General features: G+C 57.1%; 11 protein-coding genes. 6 read left to right on the top strand and 5 right to left on the bottom strand.

Annotated features, from left to right (window positions below; translation table 11 throughout):
• Positions 1–219 precede the first annotated feature (219 nt).
• Both ABEA58_RS01255 and ABEA58_RS01250 read left to right on the top strand, forming a co-directional pair.
• Entirely contained in the window at positions 220–606 is a 387-nt protein-coding gene (locus ABEA58_RS01255; RefSeq protein WP_345548081.1) for a DUF2750 domain-containing protein, read from the top strand.
• Positions 607–1,134: 528 nt separating this feature from the next.
• Positions 1,135–1,701 (top strand): SOUL family heme-binding protein, encoded by a 567-nt coding sequence (locus ABEA58_RS01250; RefSeq protein ID WP_345548079.1) that lies wholly within the window; start codon positions 1,135–1,137, stop codon positions 1,699–1,701.
• A gap of 201 nt (positions 1,702–1,902) precedes the next feature.
• On the opposite strand, the gene ABEA58_RS01245 is transcribed toward ABEA58_RS01250, so the two are convergent.
• From ABEA58_RS01245 to ABEA58_RS01235, 3 genes are all read right to left on the bottom strand, one after another.
• Complete coding sequence (locus ABEA58_RS01245; protein WP_345548077.1) at positions 1,903–2,820, bottom strand: hypothetical protein; 918 nt, start codon at positions 2,818–2,820, stop codon at positions 1,903–1,905.
• A 282-nt stretch (positions 2,821–3,102) separates the two neighbouring features.
• The gene (locus ABEA58_RS01240; protein ID WP_345548075.1) at positions 3,103–5,607 is read right to left on the bottom strand and encodes a TonB-dependent receptor; all 2,505 of its coding nucleotides are present in this window, start codon (positions 5,605–5,607) and stop codon (positions 3,103–3,105) included.
• A 398-nt stretch (positions 5,608–6,005) separates the two neighbouring features.
• A complete protein-coding gene (locus tag ABEA58_RS01235; RefSeq protein WP_345548073.1) occupies positions 6,006–6,674 on the bottom strand; it encodes a DNA-3-methyladenine glycosylase I in 669 nt (222 codons plus the stop codon).
• Between the two features lie 373 nt (positions 6,675–7,047).
• On the opposite strand from ABEA58_RS01235, the gene ABEA58_RS01230 reads away from it, so the two are divergent.
• A complete protein-coding gene (locus ABEA58_RS01230) occupies positions 7,048–8,403 on the top strand; it encodes a 3-oxoacyl-ACP reductase (RefSeq protein WP_345548071.1) in 1,356 nt (451 codons plus the stop codon).
• Between the two features lie 272 nt (positions 8,404–8,675).
• Here ABEA58_RS01230 and ABEA58_RS01225 read toward each other — a convergent pair whose 3' ends face one another.
• Entirely contained in the window at positions 8,676–10,052 is a 1,377-nt protein-coding gene (locus ABEA58_RS01225) for an SLC13 family permease (RefSeq protein WP_345548070.1), read from the bottom strand.
• 410 nt (positions 10,053–10,462) lie between these two features.
• On the opposite strand from ABEA58_RS01225, the gene ABEA58_RS01220 reads away from it, so the two are divergent.
• Both ABEA58_RS01220 and ABEA58_RS01215 read left to right on the top strand, forming a co-directional pair.
• A complete protein-coding gene (locus tag ABEA58_RS01220; protein ID WP_345548069.1) occupies positions 10,463–11,878 on the top strand; it encodes a Na+/H+ antiporter NhaC family protein in 1,416 nt (471 codons plus the stop codon).
• 156 nt (positions 11,879–12,034) lie between these two features.
• Positions 12,035–12,673: an SLATT domain-containing protein gene (locus ABEA58_RS01215; RefSeq protein WP_345548067.1), complete on the top strand. Its 639-nt coding sequence runs from the start codon at positions 12,035–12,037 to the stop codon at positions 12,671–12,673.
• A 230-nt stretch (positions 12,674–12,903) separates the two neighbouring features.
• On the opposite strand, the gene ABEA58_RS01210 is transcribed toward ABEA58_RS01215, so the two are convergent.
• Complete coding sequence (locus tag ABEA58_RS01210; protein WP_345548065.1) at positions 12,904–13,782, bottom strand: aldo/keto reductase; 879 nt, start codon at positions 13,780–13,782, stop codon at positions 12,904–12,906.
• Positions 13,783–13,968: 186 nt separating this feature from the next.
• Between ABEA58_RS01210 and ABEA58_RS01205 the strand changes: the two genes are divergently transcribed.
• Positions 13,969–14,164: transposase (locus ABEA58_RS01205; protein ID WP_486348257.1), on the top strand; the 196-nt coding region annotated here is incomplete at its 3' end.

The raw sequence follows: 14,164 nt of genomic DNA, 5'->3' as shown, positions 1-14,164 counted from the left end.
ATCGATTGCCCCCCAATACTGACGATATAGTCATGGGAAAATGGCGCTATCATTACCCTACTGATACATTGCGCACTGATAGCCCAGCCTGCCTCGGCAGTAACTTGGACAGCCCCTCGGGCAGTACTTTGGGGGTACCTTGGATAACACTTAGGCTGCCCCCGGCAAGCGCCGGCAACGAAAGCGCTAAACAAAACCCACACACGAAAGAACCCGCAAATGGCTAACGAAGAACTTGAGACAATTCTGAATCTCAGCTGCGAAGATCGCTATGACTATTTTCTGGACTTGGTCGGCGAAGAACGCGAGATCTGGATTCTGATCAACAGCGATGAGCACTTCCTCAAGCTACACTCCGACGAAAAAGGCGCGCCGGATTATCTGCCCATCTGGCCAACGGCAGATTTTGCCGCCCACTATGCCAGCGCTGATGCGGACCTGACCCCAAAGAGTGTTGCCCTGCCACAATTCCTCAACAAGTGGTTACCGGGACTTGATCGGGACGGTATTGATGTCGGTGTATTTCCCGGTGCTGACGACAGCGTGTGGATTATGGAAGCCGCAGAGCTGGAGAGAGACCTGCGGGAGGAACTCTCCCGGTTTTGAACCCCGATGGACATATAAGTGAATAGAATCCGGCCCCCGCCGACGGAAAACCCTCCCGCGTCACCGCAGGCAACAGCACGACTACAGGACGTAATCTCGGCTCGGCCAGCCCTGCCACAGGGGCCAGGATTAGCACCCTTATGCCATATGGCACCTTCGCTCCCCAGCCAACATTGCCCCTGACATTGACGCACCCTTTTTAGCCTGAGCCTTTTTTCAGATCAATCTAACTCTGTGGCTCTTGCGCTTAAAATCAGTTACACAATTCTAGCGATACCCCCAATACCGTACTTCCAGCTGTACTCAGCCACCAGCCTCCGAGGTTCGCCCCCAGCCACCAACTAGTTCTCCACCTATATTTGCCAAGCCTATTGCCATCGAGCATGGTTCCCAGCTGGGCGATCTGGGCCCGACGGTGATCCCTGCCACCTATACTGTGCGTAACACCGCCTATAGTGGAGCAAAATTATGCGACTTTTAATTCGTTTTTTACCGGGGGTGTTACTGTCCCTGTTTGCAGGTGGAGCCATGGCGATTGAGGAACCCAAATACACGATTCTTGAACAGGCCAAGCCTTTCGAGCTGCGAATCTATGAGCCGAGGATCGTCGCGGAGGTACAGGTGTCGGGTTCGATGGATCAGGCCTCTGGCAGGGGCTTTAAGCTGCTGGCCGATTATATCTTCGGCAATAACACTGCCCGCAGCGGCGGGAGCGAGAAGATTGCCATGACGGCGCCTGTTGCCATGGAGCCCCGCTCCGAAAAAATCAGCATGACGGCCCCAGTCAGCATGGAGCAATCTGGCGGCCAATGGCTTGTTTCTTTTGTAATGCCCAGCAACTTCACTATGGACACCCTGCCCCGCCCAAACAATCCGGCGGTCAACCTGCGAGAAATACCGGCGAAGCACTACGCAGTGATCCGCTTTTCAGGGCTGGCGGGCGAGGAAAAGGTTGGCAGTAAAACTACCGAGCTGATGGAGTGGATGAACAATAAGGGGCTTCAGGCAGTGGGAGAACCGGAACTGGCCCGCTACAACCCACCGTGGACGCTACCATTTATGCGTAGAAACGAAATTATGGTGGAGTACCGCTAAGGGGCGGGATACCGAAAACTTTCAAAGTCCCTAACAGCACTGCCAAAATGGATTCAAAGCGGATTCAAAGAACCTTTAAAGTATTCTCAATGCAAACTCACATAATCCTCGTGGAAGCAAAATCCTAGCAACCCAATGACCTGCTATCCCAGGAATTATCGGAGCGGGTCTATCCGTTGAGCATGGTCTGTCGATCTTCCTTCAGCCATTTTCGTCATCACCGTTATGGTGACACGCAGCCCTTTCACTCTGGCAAGCATACTCCCACATGGCCTCAGCAAGACCATCAAAAAGCGGCGCCGCCCATTGGCGGCCAGCCTCGATCGAGCCCGCCTGCTCGATGATATCGATAGCCCGGGCAGCCTCCATGATGGTAACCGTCGGCCCGTATTCCGCGGCCCGCTCTATCAGGGGGTGCCAGGCGGCAGAAGACCCCTCCACATCCGAATGCCCCCCTCGTACCCGCGCACCGCGATTGCCGAGACCGACCTGGCGATAAAAAGGCTCCACATTCCGCTGGATCACCGCCTCCCAGGCCTGATTACGCGGGTTGGTGCCAGTGACCAGCATCTGCGCACCCGGAAGTGGGTTCTGGGCATTGGGATTGTGCGCATCTGCGGTCAGTAGCACGGTCTGGATATTGCCGTTACCCTTGTGAAGGCCGGCAATAAAGTGTTCGAACGCCTGGTAGCCATCAAGGTTTTCGCCATAGTCGCTGATCGAAGGGGTGAAGACCACAAAGCCCAGTTTGCACAAGCGCTTTGCCAGCTCGGCCTGGGTGATCAGGTTCCACTGCTGCCCGATTGATTGACCACCGACACTCGCCCCCGGCATCATGCGGCCCGGCTTGGTGTACTGCATGGGCAGCACGGCGATCGGCTTAGGGGTATCCACCTCGATCGCGGCCACATCGGCATGCGTCCAGTTTTCACCGGTATAGTTGAACTTTACCTTGTAGTCCCCCTCCCCCTTTCTGAAAGTCCATTCACGCCGTTCATCCGCGATCTTGATGGGAGGCAGAGGTGTACCACAGACACTTTGCTCCGGGTAAGCGGCAGCAGACAAGCTCAACAGCCCAGCAAAACAGAGAATGGCAACTGACCAGGGGGATTTATCCATATTTCTTACCGTGACAAACTAAGTAGCTACTTGGGATATTGCGAAGCAGGCGCCATAGGCCATGCTAGCGAAGCATGACACTCGAATAGACAGCGAGTACTCATACTTAGAATTTTAACAACAGGAACCAGCAAGCCGTTGTTGGCAGCTATCGCTGCAGCCGATAGCGGATGGTGAAGACAGTAAAGCAGGAAGAGAGTTAGGTAGGATGAGATAATCGCAGGTGAAAAATAAAAATGCGGCCCCAGTCAAAGACTGGAGCCGCATCTTATGACGCATCGATCAGAAGTTGTAGCGCAGATCGACGCCAAAGGTGCGCGGCGCGGAAATATTCAGGTAACCGGTACCGTACACATTCAGCGTACGCCCACCGACACTGTCGGTCACTTCGTTCTCCAGCAGGTTCTGTCCCCAGAGTGCGGCCTCATAGTGCTCGTCGTTACTCATCCAGGACAGCCGGGCATTCAGCAACTTGGTATCTTCACCAAAGCCGGGGACCGGAGTCTCCACGCCATCGATCAGAACCGAACCAATCAGAGCGGGATCACTCTCGTCACTGTTCTCGGCGAAGATGTAGTCCGCATACAGGCTCACGGAACCGAAGCTGACTTCCGGTGACCAGTCAAACGTCACGGTATAGGCGGTATCGGTAGAACCGCTTTCCTTGCCATCCTGGAACTCACCCTCTGCGTTGTAGAAGGTCTCCCACTGGGACTCGGTATCCCGCACCGTGGTCACAAGACCAAGACGCACATCGTCACGGGGCAGCCAGTCGAAAGTCAGTTCGACGCCGTCAATACTCTGGTCACCATTGATCAGACGCGGCAGAGCGTTGGTCTGGCCTGGGGGCAGGGTCTCAACACTGCGCTGGCGGTCATCGACGGTCATATCGAAGTAGCTGAGCTGAATGCGGCCGCGACCATCAAACAGATCGCCCTTCACACCGAGTTCGATATTTTCCACCGACTCAGGCTTGACCGGATTTTCCGCGGAAGCCTGATTCAGGCTGTCAAAACCGCCAGACTTGTAACCGGTGGCATAAGACAGGAACACCATGGCCTGATCGGTAATGTCGTACTGGCCAACCAGACGGCCCGTCACCTTGTCCCAGTCCTCTTTGGCGACCCGGGTAACATTATCCACCAAATAGCCATCTTCCACGCGGAAGATCAGGGGCTGAACCGGCAGAGTATTGGGGACAGTTTCACGATCGAACTCCACACCGGGTACCAGCCAGCTGAACTCTTTCTCGTCGTAGCTATAGCGCAGCCCCGCTGACAGACGGAATTTGCTGGTGAACGCGTACTCCGCATCGGCGTAGAAACCATAATTGACGAAATCGCCATTATTAGTCACAGACTCCTGCCATAGCTGCCCCGCATACTCCGTGCCATAGATCATGCTGGAGCCAAGTTGCTGAGCAAGACCATCGTAGACGGGGCCAACCTGAGGTGGAGTGGAGGGCTGCCCCAGTAATGAGTTGAATAATGCCCAGTCACCCTGATCCCAAAGGTGATCGATGGAATCCAGTAGACTGAGAGCGTATATTCCCGCCATGGGATCACCTCCGGCCTGAGCAATAGCACCCTGCTCAATCTGGGCCCGAAGGATTGGGTTCTTGATCACTTCTGACGTGGTCACCCGCATTGCGGAATCCGCAAGCGCAGTAGCGGTGACATTCTGGTAAATTCTCTCGGAGGAGTAGTTAGCGCCGAACACCGCGTTCAGCTTATCGGCATTGTAGTTAAACTGAATTTCGGTGTAGCTGATATCGTTATCGAAACTGTTGTTGGTATCGAGGTAAGTGGTGGGATCGGCAGTACCGTCCTCTTCCTCGCGATTCGTGGTCTCATACGAGCGATAGCTGTGCACGGCTTTCATACTCAAAGTATCAGAAAATTCGTGCAGCAATTTGAGGCTTACCGCATACATATCCCGGGTTTCTTCGCCATCGATAATGTCGTTGGCGACTTTGCGGGAAAAGGGATCGGTATTGAGAGAAAAATCGCTGAAGCCGATGGCCATGCGCGGGGAGTTGTCGACCCGGTCCCAGTCGACGGAAAACTGCAGGTCTGTTGCGGGGTTCACATCCCATAGCAAAGACACACGCCCGGTCACCACATCCTGCTCGCCGGAATCACGACCGGCCACATTGTCGACATAGCCATCGCGCTGGTTGGTGAGCAGATTCGCGCGCATATACACATTATCGGCCACCGCCGTGTTGAGCATGGCCTCACTGCGGACCAGACCGTAGTTACCCAGCCGGGTGGACACGAAAGCGTCGAACTCCTCACTCGGGCGGCGCGGCACCAGGTTCAGGGTACCGGCGGCGGAATTCCGACCGAACAGGGTGCCCTGTGGCCCTTTCAAGACCTCCACCCGCTCCATATCGGAAAAAGCGATGGTGGCCGCAGGAGAAGGCAGATAGGAATCATCGTAAAAAGTTGAAACCGAAGGGTCTCCGCCGGCGCTGATGTTGGGACTGGAGATACCGCGAATCGACAGGGATACCTGGGTGAGGCCTTCCTCCGCCTCAAAGCCGGGGATATAGGCATCCATTTCTGACAGCGTCAGAGCTCCGGTTTTAACGATTTTATCAGAGGAGAATGTATCGACCGTAATCGGCACATCCAAGCTGCTCTGCTCCCGTTTCTGCGCAGTAACGGTGACCTCTTCCAATAAAGAGTCTGCCGCGACGGCAAAAATTGGGGTAGTGGACAGTGGGGCGAACAATGCAATGGCCAGCGGCAGCTTGGCCTTTTTGAATAACTCAGGCTTCATCATCGAGGGTATTCCCTTTCATTATTAGGATGACAGGGGCGGGTCGATACTGACACTTAAACCCAGGCCAGCCCGATCCTCATTTATTATTTATGGATTCCTTTTGATTAAAACGAGATTTTCACCAAGCAGAAAATATTTTCTTATGAGCCTCGATCTAACCAGACTTGAATCCAGTCCTTGTTTTTACAACGCCTCAAAGCTATCAACAAAGTTCGGCAAAGTAAAACGTGAAATCGCGTTGTGTGAATAACGTTGGCATGTGATACGACGAGCTGTGAAAAACAACGCAAAACGGCAACGATTAAGTGAAAAACGCGCCAACTTATCGAATTAAATTCACTCCAAAATTTCATTTACAATAACTAGCCCCGCCTAACCAGAACCCCTAGCCAGGCCCCCTAGCCAACAGAAAACGCCAATATCTGACTGATCTCATTCAGGCTGCGGCCGGATTCCCGCCGCCACTGCTCCACTGCTTCCTGCACTGAGGACCAGTCCTTTCTGGATGAGGGGGTTTTCCGCGCCACTCCTTCACGCACAAGAGCCCGTACCATATCCGGAGAAAAAATCAGTGTGTCCACCCCCATGCGCCGCAGGAACACCTGAGCCGTTCTGCCGCCGAGGCGCGAGCCACCTTTCTGTAATGCGCGGAGATTATCGGCATAATCCTCCGTTTCCCATGCGGCAAAAAAGTTACCGAGTCCATCATGGGCGCGCGACAATTCCAGGAAATAACTGGCGTTATCACGAATGGCTTTTGTTTTGGCCCAGTGACGGATCATGCCTTCCTGTTTCATCACTGCCTCCAACTCTTCATCTGGCATAAAGGCACAGTGATGGAGGTCAAAGTCGTGAAAGATTTCTTCGATACGTGGCCATTTTTTCCTCACCACACTCCAGTTGAACCCCGCCTGCATGACCGCCAAGGAGGCTTCGGAAAGCCAGCGGTTATCGGGGGCCTTACGCAGCGCAGCAGCGGACTTTGGCTTATTCAGTTGCGCTTGCAGCGCCTTGCGACCGCCAAAGCGCTCGACAACGGGAAGTTCAATCTCTGCAAACGGCCTCATGTAATTCTCCTCTGCTGACCGAACCCGATTGATGGGAGCTATGAAGCGAACCCACGTAACCCGTCCCAATTATGCAGTACATCCAAACCTTTCATCTCGGGCTGCCCCCGGGCTTTATTTAGCCCCAGAAAGCTCCAAGGCCAGATCACGCACAGAATCACTCACAAGATTACTTTCCCCCGAACACTTGCTTTTATCGAATCCTATATCGCGGCTGTCTCACTTTAACCTGCCCGCTGGCATCCTCACCGTATACCCTAAGCTGAGTGGAGGTTGATCCATAGATGCCAAGAAGGCGCCATTGGAATCGGAGCCCGTAGAAGATCGCGCCAGCACTGCCATTTTAAAAGTCACCGAGTAGCAATAAACATTTATGTCTGACCTGTTAAAAGAATTGAATCGCAACACCTTCACCGGCTGGCTGGTAAGAGCCTTGGGAATGCCGAACCCCGTCAATTTGCTGCGGCAAGATAGCGGCTACTCTGAATATCCCTTTAAAGGCAAAACCGCGCTACTGGCGACCTCTGGCGGCTATCTTGAAGGCGATGTACACGGAATGCTGACCAGCGGCGGCGCGGATGTTCGGAACGCTTACAACCTGAAGGATTCCGAGCGCCCGGACATCCTGGTGGTGGAGGCCTCCGGAATGACAACGGTGGAGGATTACCCACAGCTGTACGAGCAACTCCAGCCACTGGTGCGGCGTATCGCCGTCAACGGGCGGGTACTGGTGCTGGCACCACTACCCAGGCAAGCGGAGACTGCAGTCGCCGCTGGGGTGGCCCGCGGACTTGAGGGCTTTGCCCGCTCACTGGGCAAGGAGCTGGGGCCCAGAGGTGTCACCGTCAATCTGGCCTACGTGGCCCGGGATGCGGCGGACCGGCTCGACATGGTGCTGCGCTTTTTCTGCGGCCCACAGACGGCTTATGTCTCCGGGCAGGCGATCACCGTCACCGCAGAGACCCGCGCCCCAGCCGAGCTGCCCCGCGAGCGTTTGCTGACCGGTAAGGTAGCCCTGGTCACCGGCGCAGCCCGGGGCATCGGCCTCGCCACCGCACAGCGCCTGCGCCAGGAGGGCGCGGAACTCATTTACCTGGATATTCCCACTGCCGCCGGGGAACTGGAAAAGGTCTGCCAAAAGCTGGGTGGCACGCCGCTGGCACTGGATATCGCCGCGGAGGATGCACCGCAACAGTTAATCGCATTTATCCGTGAGAAGTTCGGTGGGCTGGATATTCTGGTACACAACGCCGGCATCACCCGCGACAAGACACTGGGTAAAATGCCGGTGAGTTTCTGGCGACAGGTAATGCAGGTCAACCTCGCGTCCATCGTCGCCATCGATGAGGCGTTGCTGAAAGCAGAGCTGTTGCGCGACAGCGGGAGGCTGGTGTACCTCTCCTCCATCAGCGGTGTGGCCGGCAACTTCGGCCAGACCAACTACGCCACCACCAAAGCCGCCCTGATCGGTTACGTGGCGGCACTGGGATCGCAGCTGGCAAGCCGCGGTATCTGCGCCAACGCGGTGGCGCCGGGCTTTATCGAAACCGCTATGACCGACGCGATGCCGTTTTTCACTCGCGAAGCGGGCCGCCGCCTCAACTCCCTCAAGCAGGGCGGGCAGCCCCGGGATGTGGCGGAGCTGATCTGCTTTCTAACCTCGCCGGGAGCCTGCGGCATTAACGGCAACACCATCCGCGTGTGTGGCCAGGGCCTGATCGGCGCCTGACGGCGCTGGCGTTATGAGTCCCGGGGCGGCGCTGATACCAGTAACACCCAGCGCCCGCCCCGGGAAACCAGCCGCAAGGCCATTCATTGCTGTCCGTCTCTTTCAGCCCGCTCCTTGCTGCCCACTCCGTACAATCCATTCATCAGCGCCCAGCACTTTTTTGCCCAACACGCTGTCGGGCAAGGATTCGCTCCCGGTGGTAACCGCCATCGAGGGAATCGCCACTTAGCCTCGCTATCAGCCAGCAGCACCAGAGCCGCAGAGGTTTGCCCTCAAGTGAGCAGCAGCCAGCTCATGGCGGCGATAATCACCGCCGCCAACACACTGAGCACGGCGCCTTCGCGCACCATCTCCTGCATCCTGATCATCCCGGTGCCGTAGGCAATGGCGTTCGGCGCAGTCGCCACCGGCAGCATAAAGGCGCAACTCGCGCACATGGCGGCGGGGATCATCAGCACCATGGGGTCCAAGCCGGCCGACTCGGCGGCTGCGGCGAGGATCGGCATCAGCAGGGTGGCGGTGGCGGTATTGCTGGTAATCTCGGTCAGGAAAGTCACCGACAGGCACAGCAGCAGCAACATCAACCACAGTGGCATGGCGGCGAGGAAGGACAGACCATTACCGAGCATGGCGCTGAGCCCCGAGGCGGCAAAGCCCTTGGCAATGGCGATACCACCGGCGAATAGCAGCAGCATGCCCCAGGGGATATTCTCGGCGGTCTCCCAGTCCATCAGGCGGCCTCCGCGCCCGTCGGGCACTATAAACAGCAGCACCACCGCAGCCAGTGCCACGGTGCTGTCACCGGCGCCCTCGATCCCAAGCCAACCGCCCCAGCCCCCAAAAGGCTCACTGCGGGTTACCCATGCCAGAATCGCGATACCGAATACCGCCAGGGTGCGCACCTCCTCCGGCCGCCATGCGCCAATGGTGGGGGGCTCGATGGCACGCTCCAGCTTCACATTGCGGGTCAGCCACAGGGCCATGATCGGCAGTGTTACCAAGACCACCGGCACACCGATCAACAGCCATCTGAGGAAGCTGAAACCGCGCCCGGTCAGTTCCTCATAAACCCCCATGAAAATCACATTGGGAGGCGTGCCGATAGGGCTGCCGACACCGCCGAGACTGGAGGCATAGGCGATACCCAATACCAAGGCCACCGTGAGCCGGTGGTTCTCTATACGGGAGAGAATCGCCAGCGCAATAGGCAGCATCATCAGCGTGGTGGCGGTATTGGAGATCCACATACTGAGCAGCCCCGCCGCCAGCATAAAGCCCAGCACCAGACGCCGACCACTGGACACCCCCACCAGCCGCAACATGTACAAAGCCAGCCGCTCATGGGCACCACTGCGCTCCAGTGCTTTGGACAGCATAAAGGCGCCCATCAAAAGCAAAATCACATGACTGCCGAGGGATGAGGCCACCAGTTTGTGATCGGTCACCCCGAAGAGCGGCAACAGCACAAAAGGCACCAGCGAGGTGGCCGGTATCGGCAGCGCCTCGGTAACCCACCAGATCACCGTCAGCAGGGTAATCGCCGCAGTCACTGCCGGCAGATAAGGCATACCCACGGCCGCCAGCGAAGTATAAAAAGCGAGCGCCAGAAGCGGGCCGAGAACGATAAAGTGCTGCCGTGCAAACACCATGAAAAATCCTTTATGAGGCCGCTGGGGCGGCATTTTTATAGTTTTAATTTTTCGCAACCACGCCGGCGCCGGTCAATCGGTTCACCGTACAACTGCGGTTTGGGGCCCGATAGTGGAGAGAAGACAGGAACCAAAGAATAACGCAGCGGAAAACTGCGGCCAATTTGTGCCTCGCCCCCGATTCGCGTCCAGCCTATTGATGCTTCCCCTATTAACGCTTCCCCTATTGACGCATGCACCCCGAACCGCACAGCCCGGCCAGGTTGGAACCAGAGGCTTGTATCGGCAAAAATTTCGGCATCCACAATAATTTCGCCCACCAGGCAGAGGACGATTGGTCAGTTTGTGATCGGCCTTTATAATCCCGCGCCTTTGCCTTCCGAATCCCTATCCGTGTCGAAGCTGTATCCATGACCAAACCCTCCGCCCCGGCCCTGCTGCCCCTCGCCCTGTTCCTCGCTCTGTTTGTTGGCAGCGGCCTCTGGTTCCAGACTGAGGGGGTGGAATATGCCTTCTACCAGGTATCCGCGCCGGTGGCGATTCTGCCGGCCATCGCCCTGGCGGTCCTGCTGGCAAAGGGCCCATTGCACCAGCGCATCGATACTTTTGTGCGCGGTGTGGGCGACCACACCATTGTCACCATGGCGCTGATTTACCTGCTGGCCGGGGGCTTTGCCAGTGTGGCGAAGGCGGTGGGAGGCGTGGATGCCACAGTCAATTTCGGGCTCAGTGTGATACCCCCGGCACTGGTGCTGCCGGGGCTGTTTGCCATTGCCGCCTTCGTCGCCACGGCCATGGGCACTTCCATGGGCACCGTCGCCGCCATCGCGCCAATTGCCGTGGGCGTGGCCGATGCCACCGACCTGCCGCTGCTGCTGACCGTAGGCACGGTGGTGGGCGGGGCCATGTTCGGGGATAACCTGTCGATTATCAGCGACACCACCATCGCCGCCACCCGCACGCAGAATGTCGAGATGCGGGATAAATTCCGCATGAACTTACGTATCGCCCTGCCCGCGGCGTTGCTGACCATGGCCTGGCTGGCCTTGCAGGGCTCCACCGCCGCTGTCGAGGCGCCGGGAGACTATGACCTGCTGCGGGTAATGCCCTATGTGGCGGTACTGGTTATGGCTGTCCTGGGCGTGAATGTACTGCTGGTACTGTTCACAGGCATTCTGTTGGCTGGTGGCATCGGGCTGGCCCTTGAGGCGGACTACAGCCTTGTGAGCCTGTCCAAGGACATCTATACCGGCTACACCAATATGCAGGAGATTCTTATCCTGTCACTGCTGATCGGAGGACTGGGCGCACTGATGAAGGCCGGCGGCGGGCTCGCCTGGCTCTCCTCTGTCATCGACCGGCTCAGCCGTGCTCGCGGCGGACAAGGCGTCAGGGGAGACGCCGGCAAAGTCCGCGAGAAAAATAACGGGAAGAATAGGGACAAATGCAGCGAGGCCGGTGGCGTGCGCAGCGGTGAGCTGAGCATCGCACTGGCCGTCACCGCCACCAATGTCTGCGTGGCCAATAACACCGTCGCCATTTTACTGAACGGTGATCTGGCCAGGGATATCGCCGCGCGCTACCGGGTCGATCCGCGCCGCGCCGCCAGCCTGCTGGATATCTTCTCCTGTGCGGTACAGGGGCTGCTGCCGTGGGGGGCACAGATCCTGCTCGCCTCCTCTCTGGCGGCGGTCTCGCCGCTTGCTCTGGTGGCCAGCATCGAGTACTGCTGGCTACTGGGGCTGGCAGGCCTGATATCGATTTTTATCCGTTCACCGCGGAGCCTGGCTTCTGCCCCCGAACTGACCGGCTCTGACCCATCCTGACCGGCTCGCCCGAGCCGGCCCTCTTTCTGGTCCCTTCGGTGCGTTTCCGCTGAGTCGCCACTTCCGGCGAGCTTTTTTGCTGGCAATCGAGTGGCGAAAAGGCACAATGGCTTTTTTCGCCCGCAGTTAGCCGCAGCAAAAGGAAGCGCTCGAACCATGGCGAGACACGATGCACCAGCACCCAGCCACACCTCGGACAATATCCCCAATACCGTAGCGGTACTGGATAAACTGCGCTGGAATGCCCATCTGTGCAAGCACAGCCACTTCCGCGCCTCCATGAAGGGACGCAACCTGCACGTGCTCTGCGGCGTGCCCATTGTGGTGATCAACCTGTTCCTCGGCTCCCTTTTCTTCTCCCTCGTCAATGCCGAGCTGCCTGACTGGACCATGTGGGCCGGCGCCGCACTGGCCCTGCTGACCGCCCTCCTCGGTGGTATCCAGACTTTTTTCAACTTCAAGAAAAACTACGAGGGGCATCGCGAAGTGGGCAACGAGTACCTGGCCATTGCCCGGGAATGTGAACGTCTGATCGCACTCTACTTCGATGGCATCCTCGATCTGGAGCACCTGTCGACAAAAATCTCCGAGCTGAATGGCCGCTACAGCGATATCAACCAGCAGGCCGAGGAATATATCGTGTCGGACAAGGTTTACCGTGAGGCTCTGCGGGTGCAGAACCTGAAAGCGCAGCGGGAACCCTCTCTGGTGCAGTTGGCGCGCCGCGGCCAGCTGACTTCCGCAAATGTTCCGGGGGTTGCAGACCCGGCCCCAAAACGCAGAGAAACTGCCTAGAAAACACCCAGCGAGAACCACTCATTGCCCCCCCCTGCGCGGGCGAGCGGCCAGTGGTTATTCGCTCGCCAAGGTGAGACCCGGTGGCGATTACGCCAGCCCGAAAATGCGTATCCGCATAAAAACCTGAGTGCGAACCTGAGTGAAAAACTAAAGAGAAAAACCTAAGAGAAAAACCGGCCGAAAGAAATATTAAAAAACCCCAGTGGAAATTCACGGGGATAAAGCAGTCAGTCCGGCACCCTGATTTTTTTGTTGCTCTCATGAGCCGTCGCTGGATCACCGCCGAAGCGATGATTGCGATTCAGGGCATTGATTGACTGCATGTCATCGTCGCTCAAGGAAAAATCCCACAGGGAAAAATTCGCCACAATGTGTTCCAGTTTTTCCGCTTTGGGAATGACAATGCGCTTCTGCTGCAGGTCCCACTTGAGAATAATCTGGCCCGGACTCACACCGTATTGGTTCGCCAGATCGACGATCACCGGGTCGGCGATGGGTTTCTCCGTTGCCGCAACGCCACTCCAAGTGCCGGAACCCAGCGGCGACCAGCATGACACCGCGATCTTGTGAAACTGGCAGTATTGCACCAGCTCCTGCTGAGTCAGGTATGGGTGCAGTTCCAACTGGTTATAAGCGGGCCTGACGCGGGCAAAACTGGCCAGCTGTTCAATGTCTGCTTTGCGGAAATTGGACAGACCGAGCGCGCGAACTTTTTTGTCATCGTACAGCGATTCCATCGCCTCCCAGGTCTGCCGGGTAGATGCCGGCACCGGCCAGTGCACCAGATAAAGGTCCAGATACTCGAGGCCGAGCCGCTCAAGGCTGCGCTGGAAGGCATCGGCGGTTCGGGCCCCCTGCTCCGTATCCCAAACCTTGCTGACCACAAAAAGCTCATGGCGAGGGATACCCGACTGAAGAATCGCGCGTCCCAGGGCGCGCTCGTTGCCATAAACGGAAGCGGTGTCGAAGTGACGGTAGCCAACCGCCATGGCCTTGAGAATCGTGTCGGTAACGAAACTGTCGTCCTGCTGCCACTGCCCGATAGCGGCGGTGCCAAAACCTATCTGGGGGATTTCGACGCCGTTATGCAAAGTCAGAGTGGTCATGTCTTATCCCTCTTAACAGGCGCTGGTTCCTGGATTTACGGCTGCCGCTCTGTGCTGGCAGGCTCCCGGCGCTGATAGGCATGCTGTGCTGATGTGTACTAGATGTGTGCTAGATGTCTGCTAGGACAACTCTGAAAAATAGCCCATTTCTGGCAAAATACAGTTTTCCAACCGGGAACCTAGAAAATGACCCAGCTGACCTTCGCTGAAGCTGAATATGCAGGCAAGAAACGAAAAACCCGGCGGGAAAAATTTCTGGAAAGGATGGACAGGCTGATCCCCTGGGAAAAGCTGGAGCGCCAACTGGCCAAGAAGTACTCAAAGGGTAAGGCTGGACGCAAACCCTACCCACTGCCTGTCATGCTGCGTGTTCACGTCATGC

The sequence above is a fragment of the Microbulbifer aestuariivivens genome (assembly GCF_039545115.1).
Taxonomy (GTDB): Bacteria; Pseudomonadota; Gammaproteobacteria; order Pseudomonadales; family Cellvibrionaceae; genus Microbulbifer; species Microbulbifer aestuariivivens.
The sequence above is the reverse complement of the archived record's forward strand: the minus strand, read 5'-3'. Positions and strand labels throughout refer to the sequence as shown.

Excerpts from the sequence above, each read along its gene's own strand:
- ABEA58_RS01255 (WP_345548081.1), top strand. The coding sequence starts at position 220 with ATGGCTAACGAAGAACTTGAGACAATTCTGAATCTCAGCTGCGAAGAT.
- ABEA58_RS01250 (WP_345548079.1), top strand. The coding sequence starts at position 1,135 with ATGGCGATTGAGGAACCCAAATACACGATTCTTGAACAGGCCAAGCCT.
- ABEA58_RS01245 (WP_345548077.1), bottom strand. The coding sequence starts at position 2,820 with ATGGATAAATCCCCCTGGTCAGTTGCCATTCTCTGTTTTGCTGGGCTG.
- ABEA58_RS01240 (WP_345548075.1), bottom strand. The coding sequence starts at position 5,607 with ATGATGAAGCCTGAGTTATTCAAAAAGGCCAAGCTGCCGCTGGCCATT.
- ABEA58_RS01235 (WP_345548073.1), bottom strand. The coding sequence starts at position 6,674 with ATGAGGCCGTTTGCAGAGATTGAACTTCCCGTTGTCGAGCGCTTTGGC.
- ABEA58_RS01230 (WP_345548071.1), top strand. The coding sequence starts at position 7,048 with ATGTCTGACCTGTTAAAAGAATTGAATCGCAACACCTTCACCGGCTGG.
- ABEA58_RS01225 (WP_345548070.1), bottom strand. The coding sequence starts at position 10,052 with ATGGTGTTTGCACGGCAGCACTTTATCGTTCTCGGCCCGCTTCTGGCG.
- ABEA58_RS01220 (WP_345548069.1), top strand. The coding sequence starts at position 10,463 with ATGACCAAACCCTCCGCCCCGGCCCTGCTGCCCCTCGCCCTGTTCCTC.
- ABEA58_RS01215 (WP_345548067.1), top strand. The coding sequence starts at position 12,035 with ATGGCGAGACACGATGCACCAGCACCCAGCCACACCTCGGACAATATC.
- ABEA58_RS01210 (WP_345548065.1), bottom strand. The coding sequence starts at position 13,782 with ATGACCACTCTGACTTTGCATAACGGCGTCGAAATCCCCCAGATAGGT.